Source organism: Alcaligenes sp. DN25 (assembly GCF_023674485.1).
GTDB classification, from domain to species: domain Bacteria; phylum Pseudomonadota; class Gammaproteobacteria; order Burkholderiales; family Burkholderiaceae_B; genus Alcaligenes; species Alcaligenes phenolicus.
The window spans coordinates 3,375,401-3,390,174 of the sequence record NZ_CP098408.1; the positions used below are offsets into that span (position 1 = coordinate 3,375,401).

General features: G+C 48.4%; 14 protein-coding genes. 7 read left to right on the plus strand and 7 right to left on the minus strand.

Annotated features, from left to right (window positions below):
- Positions 1 to 10: 10 nt before the first annotated feature.
- Positions 11 to 361, minus strand: a complete 351-nt coding sequence (locus NBV64_RS15665) for a hypothetical protein (RefSeq protein ID WP_250756106.1) — start codon at positions 359 to 361, stop codon at positions 11 to 13.
- A gap of 253 nt (positions 362 to 614) precedes the next feature.
- Between NBV64_RS15665 and NBV64_RS15670 the strand changes: the two genes are divergently transcribed.
- From NBV64_RS15670 to NBV64_RS15680, 3 genes are all read left to right on the plus strand, one after another.
- Complete coding sequence (locus NBV64_RS15670; RefSeq protein WP_250756107.1) at positions 615 to 1,598, plus strand: GlxA family transcriptional regulator; 984 nt, start codon at positions 615 to 617, stop codon at positions 1,596 to 1,598.
- A 541-nt stretch (positions 1,599 to 2,139) separates the two neighbouring features.
- Positions 2,140 to 3,227 (plus strand): IS3 family transposase gene (locus NBV64_RS15675; protein ID WP_131111629.1). Its coding sequence is split into 2 segments (ribosomal slippage): positions 2,140 to 2,401 and positions 2,401 to 3,227, totalling 1,089 coding nucleotides; the frame shifts between segments, so codons are not numbered across the junction.
- Between the two features lie 485 nt (positions 3,228 to 3,712).
- Positions 3,713 to 4,108 (plus strand): hypothetical protein, encoded by a 396-nt coding sequence (locus NBV64_RS15680; protein WP_250756108.1) that lies wholly within the window; start codon positions 3,713 to 3,715, stop codon positions 4,106 to 4,108.
- A gap of 78 nt (positions 4,109 to 4,186) precedes the next feature.
- On the opposite strand, the gene NBV64_RS15685 is transcribed toward NBV64_RS15680, so the two are convergent.
- From NBV64_RS15685 to NBV64_RS15705, 5 genes are all read right to left on the minus strand, one after another.
- Positions 4,187 to 5,341 carry a YagK/YfjJ domain-containing protein gene (locus tag NBV64_RS15685; protein ID WP_250756109.1) on the minus strand — a complete coding sequence of 385 codons (1,155 nt, stop codon included), beginning with the start codon at positions 5,339 to 5,341 and terminating at the stop codon, positions 4,187 to 4,189.
- 283 nt (positions 5,342 to 5,624) lie between these two features.
- A complete protein-coding gene (locus NBV64_RS15690; protein ID WP_250756110.1) occupies positions 5,625 to 5,852 on the minus strand; it encodes a helix-turn-helix transcriptional regulator in 228 nt (75 codons plus the stop codon).
- Between the two features lie 558 nt (positions 5,853 to 6,410).
- A complete protein-coding gene (locus tag NBV64_RS15695) occupies positions 6,411 to 7,316 on the minus strand; it encodes a recombination directionality factor (protein WP_250756111.1) in 906 nt (301 codons plus the stop codon).
- Positions 7,317 to 7,400: 84 nt separating this feature from the next.
- Entirely contained in the window at positions 7,401 to 8,405 is a 1,005-nt protein-coding gene (locus NBV64_RS15700; RefSeq protein ID WP_250756112.1) for a YqaJ viral recombinase family nuclease, read from the minus strand.
- 137 nt (positions 8,406 to 8,542) lie between these two features.
- Positions 8,543 to 9,355 (minus strand): FkbM family methyltransferase, encoded by an 813-nt coding sequence (locus NBV64_RS15705; protein WP_250756113.1) that lies wholly within the window; start codon positions 9,353 to 9,355, stop codon positions 8,543 to 8,545.
- Between the two features lie 152 nt (positions 9,356 to 9,507).
- Here NBV64_RS15705 and NBV64_RS15710 point away from each other — a divergent pair, with 152 nt between their 5' ends.
- Positions 9,508 to 9,762: a helix-turn-helix domain-containing protein gene (locus tag NBV64_RS15710; protein ID WP_250756114.1), complete on the plus strand. Its 255-nt coding sequence runs from the start codon at positions 9,508 to 9,510 to the stop codon at positions 9,760 to 9,762.
- An 80-nt stretch (positions 9,763 to 9,842) separates the two neighbouring features.
- On the opposite strand, the gene NBV64_RS15715 is transcribed toward NBV64_RS15710, so the two are convergent.
- Positions 9,843 to 10,802, minus strand: coding sequence for a DUF932 domain-containing protein (locus NBV64_RS15715; RefSeq protein WP_250756115.1), 960 nt, complete (start codon positions 10,800 to 10,802; stop codon positions 9,843 to 9,845).
- A 746-nt stretch (positions 10,803 to 11,548) separates the two neighbouring features.
- Here NBV64_RS15715 and NBV64_RS15720 point away from each other — a divergent pair.
- Genes NBV64_RS15720 through NBV64_RS15730 form a run of 3 tightly spaced genes read left to right on the plus strand, consistent with a single transcriptional unit; the run spans position 11,549 to position 14,771 of the window.
- Positions 11,549 to 12,385 carry a vWA domain-containing protein gene (locus NBV64_RS15720; RefSeq protein WP_250756116.1) on the plus strand — a complete coding sequence of 279 codons (837 nt, stop codon included), beginning with the start codon at positions 11,549 to 11,551 and terminating at the stop codon, positions 12,383 to 12,385.
- Between the two features lie 5 nt (positions 12,386 to 12,390).
- Positions 12,391 to 13,113, plus strand: a complete 723-nt coding sequence (locus tag NBV64_RS15725; RefSeq protein WP_250756117.1) for a PP2C family serine/threonine-protein phosphatase — start codon at positions 12,391 to 12,393, stop codon at positions 13,111 to 13,113.
- Between the two features lie 5 nt (positions 13,114 to 13,118).
- Complete coding sequence (locus tag NBV64_RS15730; protein WP_250756118.1) at positions 13,119 to 14,771, plus strand: serine/threonine-protein kinase; 1,653 nt, start codon at positions 13,119 to 13,121, stop codon at positions 14,769 to 14,771.
- Positions 14,772 to 14,774: the final 3 nt, after the last annotated feature.

Genomic DNA, 14,774 nt, shown 5'->3' on the forward strand with positions numbered 1-14,774 from the left:
GCGCAGCGAATCAACTCAGACGAACGGGGCTTGGCTGGCAGTACTCTCGATGCAAGTTGTCATACATGTTCCAGAACAAGGTGCAGGTATGGTCCACGGCCTCCAGCGCCTGTTTCGGTAAACCTTGTCCACGAAACCCCGGCGCCACGACCGCCTTGGCGAGTTCAGCACTGTGTCGGCAATTGGGCATGCCACTCAAATTCATCATCACAAAGAAAGCGGGTTGACCGGCATAGCTGGCATACAAGGCTTGCGTATCGCCGTCTGCCACTTTGCGGTTCAGGGCGTCCAGGAACAGACGCGCCTGCTCTCCCGACAGCTCAGAGGCAAACCCCAGCGTGCCCTTATCAGCGACCGTCATATTGATAAGCTCCAGCACCCCGGCCCCCGTTGCTCCCGTAAAAGCGGGATTCCAATGAAGCTCAATAACTCTTGATTCTTCCGCCACGAGGACAAGTCCTTTCGATGTAAAAATTTCTTGTTTATCGTAAGTTCTCGCCCCTCCAAGCTCCAGACCGTTTCAGGACATAAATAGAAAAGAAAACACCATTAAGAAAAAGGAATAAAAAGCGATAACATCGCTAAATCAAATCAATGACTCATCCGAATAACACATGAAACGGATTTTCTTTGTCGTCCTTCCCCAGATGCACATCCTGGATCTGGGAGGGCCTATGCAGATTTTTGCTTCTCTAACAGAACTGGATATAGCCGACATCAAGATCCAGTGTGTCGGGCCGGAGTCCCACATAAAAAGCTACCAGGGGATTTTTCTAAGCGCGATTGCCCCCCTCCCCAAGCGTCTGACTGCAGGAGATGTCGTTGTCGTAGTAGGAAGCAAAATCCAGGCCGAACTCCCCGCAACGCCGGCACAGCAACAAGTGACGCAATGGCTACGTGATATCGGGGGCAAGCTACCGTCGGGAATAGTGATCGCCAGCGTTTGCACAGGCGCTGTGCTGCTGGCACAAGCAGGACTGCTGGATGGTCGCCTCTGCACGACACATCACAATCACCTCAAAACCCTGCAACAACTTGCACCACAAGCACGGGTTATCAGCAAACGCATCCTTGTGCAGGATGGTCCTATCTATACCTCAGCTGGCGTTTCTGCAGGAATAGATCTGGCATTGCACCTGATCACCCAGTATTTCGGCAGCGCAATCAGCGCACGTATCGCGCGCGAAAATCTGATTCAGTTTCGTCGTCTGGAAGCAGACCCGCAGTTAACCGTCCATCTGAGTTATCGCAATCACCAACATCCCTTGATTCATGAAGTGCAAGACTGGTTGGCACAACAGACGGTTCAAACCCCGCTCAACGAATCCTTATCAGCACAATTTTCAGTCAGCTACAGGCATCTGAGCCGCCTGTTCATGAAAGAATGCGGTATCAGTCTGAAGCAGTACCAACAAACCATGCGGCTGGACAGATCGCGTCAATTATTCATGGATACCGACTGGTCTATTGAGCGAATTGCCGAGCATTGTGGTTTTGCCAGCCTGCAATCATTTCGCGCCGCCTGGCGGCAACACGAAACACTTCCTCCCTCAAAATGGCGAGAGAAACAAAGGCAAGACTCTCAAGGCCTGCGCTGATCTTGCGCGGTTCCCAGTCAGCGACCTTTTTTGCAACGACGACGCAGAGCCTGACTAAACATGAATTATTAATTTCACCGACTCTGTAAAACGCAGCCAAGAAAAAAGCCCCCACACATTGCTGTGCGAGGGCTTTTGAATTCTGGCGCAGAGGGTCATTCACATCAACAGCTGAAACCCGCATGAATAATGAAACATATCTATTTCCAACTCAATCGATACCAACAAAAATACCAACATACCAGTCGGCTGCAGCAAGATGGTATTGGACCGTTTTGGATCATTTAAGCAACAGCATACTATTTGCTCCACCGGTGATCATCTACTCTGCGCATTCACCCCATATAAGCTGAACAACCTACAATACTCTCGTCCCCTTTGCCATATCACCGTTATGCATGCCACTACAGGCTCCTTGTGCTAATCAGCCCTACATGGCCTAACCAGTAATGGATTTCGTCTTGAAAGAGAACGCCCCGGTAATCCCCCCGTAAAACAAACGTATTCAGAAGTAGAATTTTCTCGTTAGAGGGAGTTCTGCATGAAGAAATCGAAATTCAGTGACAGCCAGATCATCGAGACGTTGAAACGGGCTGAGCGTGGCGTTACGGTGCCGGAGTTGTGCCGTGAACTGGGGATCAGTTCGGCGACGTTTTATAAATGGCGATCGAAGTACGGTGGTATGGACGCCTCGCTCATGGCGCGGATGAAAGAGTTGGAGGCCGAGAATGCCCGGCTCAAGAAGATGTACATCGAAGAGAAGCTCAAAGCCGAAATCGTTGCGGAGGCCCTCGCAAAAAAATGGTGAAGCCATCTCGCCTGCGTGAGATGGCTAAAACCGCCGTGGATACACATGCTGTAAGCATTCGCCTGGCGTGTACCGCTTTTGGTATCAGCCAAACCTGCTATCGCTACCAGGCTGCTCTGTCAGCAGAGAATGAAGAGATTGCCGACCATCTGATTCGACTGACGCACAATCAGCGTAACTGGGGCTTTGGATTGTGCTTTCTGTATCTGCGCAATGTGAAGGGCTACCCATGGAACCACAAGCGGGTGTATCGGATTTACCGGGAGTTGGAACTTAACCTGCGCATCAAGCCGAAGAAGCGCATCGTGCGTGAGCGGCCAGAGCCCTTGGCCGTGCCCGGAGAAGTCAATGCCACGTGGTCGATGGATTTCATGCATGACCAATTGGCGGATGGGCGCAGCTACCGCCTGCTAAACGTGATCGACGACTTCAATCGCGAAGGACTGGCGATGGAGATTGATCTCTCGCTTCCTGCCGGGCGGGTGATCCGTACCCTGGAGCAGGTGATCGAGTGGCGGGGGCGACCCGCTGCCATTCGTTGCGACAACGGTCCGGAATATATCAGTGCAGCCTTGCTGAACTGGGCAGCACAGCAAGGGATTCGCATCGAGCATATCCAGCCCGGCAAGCCACAGCAGAATGCGTATGTTGAACGCTATAACCGGACGGTGCGCTACGACTGGCTTGGACAGTATCTGTTTGAATCCATACAGGAGGTGCAGGACTTCGCCACCCAATGGCTCTGGACTTACAATCACGAACGCCCAAACATGGCCTTGGGCGGATTCACACCCATTCAGCGGCTGGCCATGGCCGCTTAACCCCTACTTCTGACTCACGTTAAAAATGGGGGGATTACCCCCCCACTCACAGCCAGCTCAAAGCCCTTTTTGAGGACATTGCCAAGAATTTCCCCAAACATGCTATCTTCGAGAAAGATTACACCTCAATTAAAACAGAACTCTCTAAAGCACTTGAGAATAGCAACGGCTTAAGTGACAGCGAGTATTATGTAAGCGAAGACATAACTTACGTTCTGCGTATCGAAAGAGAAGATACTAAGAAGGCCTCAAAAATAGAGAACGCTCTGAAAAAAGGCATATGGAATGACGAGATAGAAGATGCTGCTTTAGGCAAGCTCCGTGTCTCTACCGCAAACACTCTAGCAGCAAGGCTCAACGAACTCATTAACGAAACAAACTACAACTATTTCCATTGCCCTAGCTCTATCCAAGAGGATGACTCGATTTGCGAGCATTATCTCTCTTTCGTTATACGGGCATGCATCTATCGCATTGGTGCTGATTTGAGGCTCCTACACGGCACTGCCGCTGGTGCCGAACAGTACGCAGCAGCAGCTTCTCAACACTACCTAGAGGCTCAAGAAAACGCTAAATCGTGTTACAACAAAGAGAAGCGCGCACTGCAACGCCGCGCAGTGGCTCAAGAAGGCGGCCGTGAAAAGGCAAAAAAATATATTGAGCCTTTGAAAAAAGAGCTGATGCGGTTACTCAAAGAAAAGCAACCAGAAGGCGGGTGGCCCACTCTGACCGCTGCGGTTACCGCCCTAGAGCCAGATATAAAGGCCTTGCGAGAGAAACTCGAGCCTGACCAGTCGTCAATCAATCTGACTCGTAGACTCCTTGAATGGCTCCGAGAGCCTGAAATTCGCGCAGTATTCAACGAAACAGCAAAAAAATAGTATCCCTATACCTGACTTGATCTGATGCCAGCGCGAGCATAGATTTTTACTTATGCGCCCAGAGTCCAGTTCTGATGCTCAAGAATGCCTGGTATTCAAATCGGACAAATGTAAGCGACGGCACTTAATACCCTTGCCCGCAGTAGCCCGGGGTCTGCCCCGGAGTTTACGTTTGGGGGCCACTCCTCGTCCAAAGGTACGACCCTTGTCAGGAGTCTGCACCTTGACGTAATAATCAGTTTTGGTCATGTAAACCACGGCTTTGCCCAACCCCTGTCGCATTTTCGTATTGCGATAGTCAATTAAGCCTATTCCACAACTCTTGTACTGCGTTTTATAAGCGTTGCAGTTGTAATACAATCCTTTCCCTTCCGCCACAGAGCTCCAGTACTCACCGATCAGCTTGGCAATGCCAATATCGTTTCTGGTGACTTGTCCATTGAGAAAAATCATTACATGGTAATGCCACGATTTTCTCAAACCGTACTCTAGCTTCCAAGCAAAGCCAACCATGCATTCCTTGGCAAGAGTCTTTGACAAGTACCCAGACAACGTTCTTATGAAGACTTCTCGGTGCCGTCTGGCCTCGCCATAGGTTACCTCTTTACCACCACCTTTCACCCCGTACTCCCCCATATAAGCCAAATCAAGTCTAAGTACATTCAGCTTGGAGTAGGTTTCAAATAAGGCATCAATGTACCCCTCAAGACTCTTGGTGTTCTTTTTGGCCGATCTCTCAAAATTACTTATTCTCTTTTTGAATTGCTCCGCCCTTGCCTCGCTACGTATTGCAGCAACAAACTTGTTCAGCCCTGTAACCAGCTTTAACGTCTCATTAGGCATTAGGTGTCTGCTATCCAAATGCATCCTTAACAACTCCAACCAATCCACTCGATCACTATGGTCAAAAAAAAGCTTCAAATACGGATTGAACTCACAGAGAGGAAAAAGCCTGGAAAACTCTCTTGAATCCAGCATAAGTAATTCCATCACATCGTTGCCAAGCCTGTTTGATTGAACCTTTTGATGCCTCTTGTTATTTCCGATTGATCTGACCTCGTATAAATTACGATCAGAATCCAAGACCTCTTTGGTAGCAATTTCTACTTCTCGTATAGCACCGAGCAAGCTCCTTTCCTCACAAAGGAGATAGACTACTATGTCATCATTATCACCAATGTAGGTAACGCCTGAAGCCTGCAGTGCTTTTCCTATTTCATCACGAATTTTCAAGTTCGAACCTCATACTTAAATCAGCTCTCTTGGCTGATAAAACCCTTCTTTTCTGAGCTGTACATAACTCATCATTGCTCTTATTGCTTTATCCATATCAACCACAAAGAACAATTAGCTATTAATCATAAAACATCAATAGAAAACTCTAATAACATAAATACCTAAATACTCTAAAAAAAATCCTTTATGTTTTCTTGAAGTATTTTTCGCTAGTCCAATGATTCATGAGTTTTTGCAACGATCTTTAGAACTGAAAGTTAGTGTCCAAAGGACACTTCCTTTACCCCTCTTTCCTACAAATGGATATTCTCAGATCAAGCCATCCATTAATTTCCTCTTCGAGCCATCCCACCGCTGATGCGCCAAGCTTGATAGGCTTTGGGAAAGTCGGATCATGCCTTGGGGATTTAGGGTCTAGGTAGTCATAAACAGTGGATTTACCCAGGCCAATGATGGCGCTGAGTTGTTTGAGGCGGACAATTCGCTTAGGGCCAGTACTTGGCGTCATATCTAACTCCTTTGAGTAGTTTCGATAGCCATCACTGTAGATTGTTGTGAGAATTTTCTATATCCAACCTGCTACATATCCATTTTTAAACTCGTAGCAGGCGGTATATCCCAGCAGAGAGCTTACTCAATGTTATCAATAAGTTAAAAAAATAGCCCCAGAAAAACCGTAGAAACCAGAGCTATTAGGATCTATGTATTAAGCAGAGAAATAGTTAGTTCCCATGGCGGCTACTGGCTCCTTGCAACTTAGTTCCCTCCTCCTATGGCTCTATGCTGTCTGTACCCATGCGCCATCCCTGGACTATTTCCCATCAAGGCCAGCCGCGCACAGAGGCACTCATGTCATTAAAGAGTGTCGTTTTTTTTTGCTTAATCCGCAGCAATCACGCTTTGTTTTACATAGAGTTCTTCCAATAGTGCCGCAACCAAGTATTCTCTGTTTTAAGTGAATGAACATAGCGAAAATGCAGATACACTTGGCGAACTGCCACGAGGAAGCCAAGCGTAGCCAATGCAATAATCATGGATATTCTCCTGGTGAAAAAGCCTGCTACAACTACAAACAGGCCTGTCGGTTGGTCGGTTCAGCATCAGCAACTTTCGTTTGAAGCTTGTCACTTAATGAGGGTTTGGCTGTAGAGATTGAGGTTCTGGGAGGCTGTTCCGAATAAAACTCAGCCACGACTTCTTGGGCTTCGTCTGGATCATCCTCAAAGGCACCATTCTCAAAGCCTTCACGAGCAATGTCGTCCAACGCTTGCTGGTCGTATCCTATTGCTGTTCGCCACTGATCGACTTGTCGAGCTTGCTCTAAGACCTCTTCAAGTGTCATCCCTTCACGTACTGTCAGATCAGCGTAGTAGATCGGCGTACCCCGAGACTGGATGGTGCTTTTCCCTCGTAGACGAAGCTCCAACGGCATGCACGACAATAAGTCACCTGATATTGCTTTGAAGTAATGTAGACGAGCAGCCAAGGTGCGAATGCTGTTGTAGCCAGTGGTACGAAAGATGAACGAGCCTAACTGATCATCCTCACCCAGCTTCACACTCAACCGTCCATAAGGCTTGCATGCCCCGCCTTTTGCCAGCTCACAACTATCAGTTGCAGGGCAAGGCAAACTTTGTATGCCTGAAGTTGTCACCCGTCTGCACGTTTCCCCATTGCCAACACACATGGGTCTGCCAGTGCTACGGTCAAACAGAGAATACTCAGCCCGAAGGTTAAGCCCTGGATCATTGAAGAGCAGCGAAACAGGGATAGACCGCAACTTTCCATTAGGACTGTTCTGGCGTAAGGCCTCGTCCAGCGGATGAGCTAGCCAGCCTTCTTTTGTTTGAATCTGGCTGGTGATTGTGAATTGATCATCCTTTTCAGGCAGGCGCTTGCCATTGCGCTCTACCACACGGCCGATAGAGATACGGCCAAGTACAGGTGGGGTAATTGATAGACCTTTAATCATGTCGAACTCCATAAAAAAAGCCCACTGAGGTAACAGTGGGCATGAAGGGGAAAGAGAGGAATATGGGAAAGGTGATTGGCAGCATCAGGCACTAACCAGAAAGCGACGACTACCAGATCGCGTCATGCTGTATTGCTGCTGCAATTCAGGCATATCAGCAAGGAGGCGTTTGGCGTCCAGGAGAGTACTGTCTTTGCTACGCTTCCAAGAGACCACTCCCGTTTCAAAGATGGCCTTACCTGCATCGCCCACAGCTTGCTGGATTTGCTGCTTGTATTGCTCTTCCAGCTTCTGATACTTGCCAGCATGAAATCGGGCATCTTGCAGATCAGCAAAGAGTGCAGACATTTGACAGTCCTGGCTGAAGTCCAGAGTCTGGCTCTTCTCTTGAGGATAGAGGTACTGCAAGGCAGTAGCTGCTGAGTTTGACCCATCTGCTGGCGGTGGTGTGTCGATTGTGACGTATTCCCAAAAGCGTTCTTCTAGGAGCATAAGCCTGGCAATCAAGCTATCGTCCCGAACGAGACGATGCACTTGCAGTTGTTGACCGCATATCAACACAGCAATATCTGCAGCTCGTTTCCCCGTTACGGCCAGTTGGTGCTGCACTTGTAGCTGTACATGCTCTGGCACACCATCGCGCCATAGACGAGATCCGAACTCACCTGCAGTCTTGCATTCCAGAATTTGAACATCACTAGCACCAATGACCTCCCGATCAAGGTTAGCCAGCATCCACGGTTTGTCGGGGTGCTGCAGTACCGCATTGACCTTGCGAACACGCCTGCCTGTTTGTTGGGTATAGCTAGCGGCCACAATGGGCTCCAGCAGCGTGCCCCAATAAACAGGCTCCGCCGTATCGCGTGGGTCAGGCTTAGGTAGGTCTGTACCTCTGCCTGTTTTCTCCATCCAGAGTTCGAGCTGGCTCTTGTAGGGACTTAGCCCTACCGCAGCAGCAGCGTCCGATCCCCCTATGCCGTGTTTACGGACAGCTAACCACTCGTCGCGAGACAAGGTATTGGTTTTAACTAGCCTCAATGCGGGGCGAGAGGCAGGCTTGTTTTGCCTGGTATGAATAGCAGGACTCATTATTTGGCTCCATAAAAGCATAAAGCCCAACAGGAATTAACCTGTTGGGCTTTATGGTGTTGAGATAACAGTCTGTGTCTTAACAGCTAAGCAATCACCCGCTATGTCTGACGGCTGCGCCTGCCATTTTGTCCAATTCAGGCAGGGATGCCAAAAATATCGTAGTTTCGCCATTTCATAGCGTCGGTCAGCGTCAGCTTAGGGCCTTGCATAGCTTCTTCGGTCACTTTGTAGATTTCGTAGCCACGCTCCAAAAAGAAGCTCATGAGTTGCTCTCGTTGATCCCGAGTCAGTTTTGTGTAGACCTCGGCTTTGATGTAAGGACGGTACTGATCAATGATTTCACTCAGAGACTTCAACACTTGAAGATCAAAGCCCTCAGTATCTACCTTAATAAACTTCAGGCGAGGCAGTTCCCTACTAAAGCATTGTTTAAGCTCATCAGTAAGATTGATGGTCACCACTTCCTGCTTAAAAGCATGACCGTGTCTGAATTTCGATATCCCTTCATGGCGGCCTCCATTGCAGAAGCCCGAGTCAGAATACTCAAACGTCATATAGCCGTCTGCATGTGCAGCAGCAGCCATGATCGGAAAAATGTTAAGGGTATCCCTGTTTAGGCGAGTCGTTTTTTCAAGTAGAAAATATACGTAGGGGTTTGGCTCTAAGGCCAGAACCATCCCCTCGTTGCCAACAGCGACGGCCATAGGTAAGACAGAATCACCCGAATGAGCACCAATGTCGACACAGAAGTCGCCCTTGCTTAAAAATTTCTTGTAGTCGCTCACTTCGGCAGCACTAATAGACTTGGCGGTTTCTTTTGGATGTAGCCACTGGGCGTAATGGATAGGATATGGAAGCCAGTCGAAATTGAAAGTTTTGACAATGGAACCATAACGCTTGGGTTTTCCGCGAAAGCCAAGGACTTGAAAAAAACTTCTCAATTTCATTAGACAACCTTTTCGGTAGGAGCATGGTGGATAGAGCATGGATAGCTCTGCAGGGCTTATCGTACCAAAAAAGGGATATATATGCCGTGTACTAATAATCCGTGTATAAATGTGCCGTGGTGATTCATCTTCCCATCTAGCAAGATGGAAAAATGACTACATCAAAACCATCTAAGAACAAGATACCGCTGCTCCTTGCCTTCGGTGCAGTAGTTCGACAGCGTAGGAAGAGCCTTGGTTACTCCCAAGAGGCTTTTGGCGATGCCTGTGGCATAGATAGAAGCTATATGGGGCGTATTGAGCGAGGTGAGCACAACCCCACTCTCATCAGCATTATGAAAATTGTTGAGACCTTGGGGCTTCAACCGTCCGAGTTCTTCCGGGAGTTAGATAAACCGAAGAAGTAATCATTTGGCCTCATAAGACGTCATAAGGCCCAACAGGAATGAACCTGTTGGGCCTTATGACGTTGACGCTCAAAAAGGACTCATGCCACCATCGCTAAAGAGCGATCCAATGCCTTTTGCTTGAGTGCTGCACCTAACCCGAACCAGGCAGAATCAAGCCTGTAGTCGGTATTGCGGGCGCGTTGTTCGTGGTCAACGAACTCAGTAACTGAATTGAGTAGCCCCAGCGCAGTACCATGAGCAGAACCTAGTTCAGCCCCACGGCCACTACCGTTATACAGTGCCAGCACTTTGGACATTGCCCACTCATTAGGCTTGCTGGTCGTATCCTGACGTGCATCAGTAAAGAGCAGTCGAACAAAGCCCTCTGCCTCAGAGTCTTTGACCTTACGTTCACTTAATACCTTCATGCGGTACATGAACGTATCCCAACTAGATACAGAGATACCAAGCTGACGCTTAACCGCTTCTGCATCAAATGCGGTGCTATGAGGTACTTTAACGGCTCCTTTACTGTCGTCGATGGATACAGCAAGGGTGTTGTTGCACACGACACGAACAGCGGTAAATTGCGCTGTTGTAGAGAGCGTGCCGTCACATGCCGTTGCTAACAAGACATAGGCGTTGGTGACATCATTGCCCTGAATAGTGGCTGAGTGTCCAGTCCGAGCCAACGCCCAGACCTTCTTACCGCCTTTAAGGACACCTGCCGTTTCCAATTGAAAGCCAGAAACTTCCGTCAGATCACGGTAGAACTCTAGGATGTCACGAGGTTGCACAACCTGATATCGTTGACTGACGACTGAAAGTGGTGCTTGCGTATCAGACCGGTACAAGACTCTGCTTTGGGGAAAGGTGATCAGACGGCTTTGAGTGTCATCAACCGTATCCAAAAACTGAACCGGTGAAGACTTGATGTGCCAGTCCATACCAGCTTGTTTTTGCCAAACCTCAATAGGCTGGTTAGCTGACAGTTTATTGCCTAGGCCATGCCAGGGTTCAAGGCCAACATAGGCCATTTGTTCAACATGATGTGCCATGATGAATACTCCTTAGAGAATGTTACAGAGATTGAAAGGAATAGCCACAACGCAAGCAGCGGTAGTTGTTTAGAAGGAATTGGTCAATGGCTTGACCCAAGGCTGCGCCAGTAATGCAGCCCACAGCGCCTCCCACCAATGCGCCAAGTACGGCAGTGGTGAGACGGCTAACAGGATTAGATGTGGGAAGGTGATAAGCGGCTGTTGCGCCAAGATACGCCCCCTTGCTCATGCCTGATAGCGACTGCATGACGCCAGTACAGATACTGATGACACCGCCTAAGCGACTGCCGTAGTTTTTATCGTGGATATGAGGAGAGCCACATCGAGGGCAAGGGAGTGGCGGCGTAGAGCCATGCCCTAGACCTGGAAATGGCCTAGGGGTATTAGGTTCAGACATAGAGATGCTCCTTGATGCGCTGAAATGACAGCAAAAAAGCAGGCATCGCTGCCTGCTTCATCAAAGTGATATAGGTCTGAAAAAATTTAGGATTCGGTTTTTTTTCTGGGCTTACCCTTTTAGCTACCCATAAACGACTGAGGAAATAAAATTAATTTCCTCGTTAAAGGTGTGAGGACTAGTAATGACTTCTCCAATGGTCTTAGTTTGAATGTAAGTAAGACGGGAACAAGTATTTTCTGGTTCACTGGTTATGGAAAACCTTCCGACCTCTGAACATCTCTACACTGCCACGGGCATTCTGTTACGATTCAATTGAAAAAAATTGGTACCTAAAGGAGATCTAATGCCCTACCAAGCACCTATCCAGCGCACGGACCCTACTGCGCTTTTGTTTATTGTGGACCAGTCAACCTCAATGGGCGATCGAATGGCTGATTCCGAACGAACAAAAGCTCAAATCGTTGCTGACGTTCTGAACAAAACCTTGATGCAGTTGATAACGCGTTGCGCAAAGGCAGATGGAGTGCGCGACTATTTTGACATTGGTGTAATCGGATACGGTGCTGGTGGTGCCCATAATGCTCTGCAGGGTGTACTCTCCCAGAGAGTTTTGAATCCAGTCTCGGCACTAGAAGCTAATCCAAAGCGTGTAGAGGAGCGTCGCCGCAAAATTGATGATGGTGCGGGAGGCATTGTGGAACAATCAATTAAGTTCCCTGTATGGTTTGAACCAGAAGCGAACGGCGGTACGCCCATGTGTGCTGCTATCACAATGGCAGCAGAAGAACTGGCTGCCTGGTGCGACAGCCACCCAAATAGTTATCCCCCCACGGTTCTTCATATCACTGATGGCGAGTCGACAGATGGTGATCCAGAACAACTTGCAGATGCTCTTCGTCAATTTCAAACTAATGACGGCAATGTTCTTCTGCTCAATTTACACGTCAGTTCGTTAGCGGCATCTCCGATTTCGTTTCCAGCCGGCGAGGCAGGGTTGCCTGACCGATACGCCCAGCTACTTTACAGGATGTCGAGCACCTTACCGCAGCATCTAGTTAAGCTTGCACAGGAAAAAGGGCGGATGGTTTCTAGCGAATCGCGCGGCTACGTCTTTAATGCCGATGCCGCAGAAATCGTAGATTTCTTCGATATCGGAACACGCCCGGCCCAGCTACGGTAATTAGAATGCGACTGCGAGTTGATTTGGCCTCCTCTGTCGCTAAAGACCTGCAGCGTGGCGATTTAAATGAAGATGCCTACGCGTTGAGTGACACCCGTATTGCTCTTGCAGATGGAGCTTCCGAGTCCTATGACTCTAAAACATGGGCGCAATTGTTAACCAGAGCTTATGTTCTCAATCAGGCTGTAAGTGTGCAATGGGTGGAGGATAAGATTAGAGAGTATCGTGAATCTTCGGACTTCTCATCACTTTCGTGGTCTAAGTATGCCGCTTTCGAACGAGGGAGTTTTGCCACGCTATTAGGCTTGGAGCTAGCACCTGATAAAGCTAGTGCTGAGGTGCTAGCGATTGGTGACAGCCTTGCCATTCACATGCGCAATGAACAAGTGCTAGCTTCATTTCCGTTTGAGCACGGCGATGAATTCGACGCACGCCCTCAGCTTTTATCAACGCTTCCAAGTGCTAATAAGTTTATAGGGGCATCTAACTTTTTCAAAACTAGCAGCAGGACTTGGTCGATACAACCAGGTGATCATATCCTGCTTGTCACTGATGCTGTGGGCCATTGGTTACTTACTAAAGACGATGCATTTTCAGCCCTCGCAGCCGTAAAGACTAGCGATGAGTTTGAACACCTGGTAATTGCACGACGCCAAGATAAGTCTATGCGTCTGGATGACTCAACTGTTCTACGCATCGCCGTAGATGCTGATGATGGGTTGGAGTAGTAGATATGGGTTATCCCACATTAGAACAATACCAAGAGGCTCTTCAGCATCCACAAACAGTTTTCCTTGATCCGGAACTGAAATCAGGACGCATTCGTACATCCGGGCTAGGATTGCCGGTCGTGGTTTCTGGCGGATTCGCATTAACCTACGCGGTAGAGGTTGGCTCGAGTAAAAATGCCGTTCGATGCTTCCATCGAGAAGCCAAGGGGCTAGAGGCGCGATATGCTGCTATTTCCAAGACGCTTAAAGCACTAGCTTCTCCATATTTTGTCGATTTCGAATTTCAACCGCAAGGAGTACTGCTTAATGGGCAATCTTATCCATTAGTCAAAATGGCGTGGGCATCCGGTGAAACACTTGGAGAGTTTATCGAAGCTAATTACGCGAATAAATCTGCGCTTACAAATCTGTTGAATTCATTATCACAATTGTCGGCGTATCTTGTGCAGCAAGGTATTGCGCACGGAGATATCCAAGAAGGCAACCTGATGGTGGCTGACGACGGCCGACGGATTCAGTTGATCGATTATGACGGAATGTTCGTGCCGGGAATTGCTGCACTCGGGAGCTCTGAAATTGGGCATCGTGATTATCAGCATCCTCGCCGTGATGCAAACCAGTTCGACGGCTCATTGGATCGATTTTCTTTCATAGCTCTGAACCTTGCACTGCGTGGATTGTGTGAAAACCCATCGTTATGGAGCGCAACAAATAGCGGTGCTGGCGTTATTTTGTTTCGTGCAAATGACTATGCCGACCCTGGAGCCTCGACAGTATTCTCAATGCTGGAGAAGATCTCTTCTCTGACTAGAGACAGCAAAAATTTTGCGGCTGTTTGTCGTGCAACATATCAACAGACTCCCTTGCTCACCGATTTTCTCGATGCGAAGAATATTCCGCAAGAGTTCACTCATCCAAAGAGTCAACCCCAGAGTTCGGTTAGCTATATTAGTCAGTATCCCGTTCTGGAGGCCACTGATTACTCAGCATTCGCGCAGCACATTGGCCAAATGGTAGAGCTAGTTGGCCGTATCGTAGACGTAAAACGTGCCATTGGGAGGCATGGTAGAGGAAAGGGAAAACCATATGTTTTTGTGAATTTTGCGCATTGGAATGGGCGCTGCGTGAAAATTAATATATGGAGTGATGCGCTAGACAAAGGAGGCACCGTGCCGACAGCAGCTTGGGTTGGAAAATGGGTGACCATCAAGGGGTTAGTTGAGCCAGTTTATCGAAACCCGAAATACAAATACGAACATATTGCTATTTCTGCAGCTGCGACCTCGCACATTGTTCGACTGACAGAGGCTGATGCGCAATATCGATTAAAAATTCTAAAAAATAATGCGGGCACGTTCACCAACAGGTCTAACAGCGATTTACTCCGCACTATTAAAGGTGCAAGCTCAAAAAAACATACAAAACCAGTGCTCCCTCCAGCTCCGAGTCTTACGCCAAATCAACAGATCCTCGCCAATATGCGTCAACAGTCTTCCGGGAGTACGGCAACGGGGCCAAGTCCTTCAAGTCATAACCGTTTATCTGCTAGCCCAACGCAATACAAGCAAGGAAATAGCAAGAACAATTCTAAATGGATCATTCCGTGGTGGATTTGGTTCGTAGGGGCATTTATCTTGTTCTCAGTTTTTAACTGACTA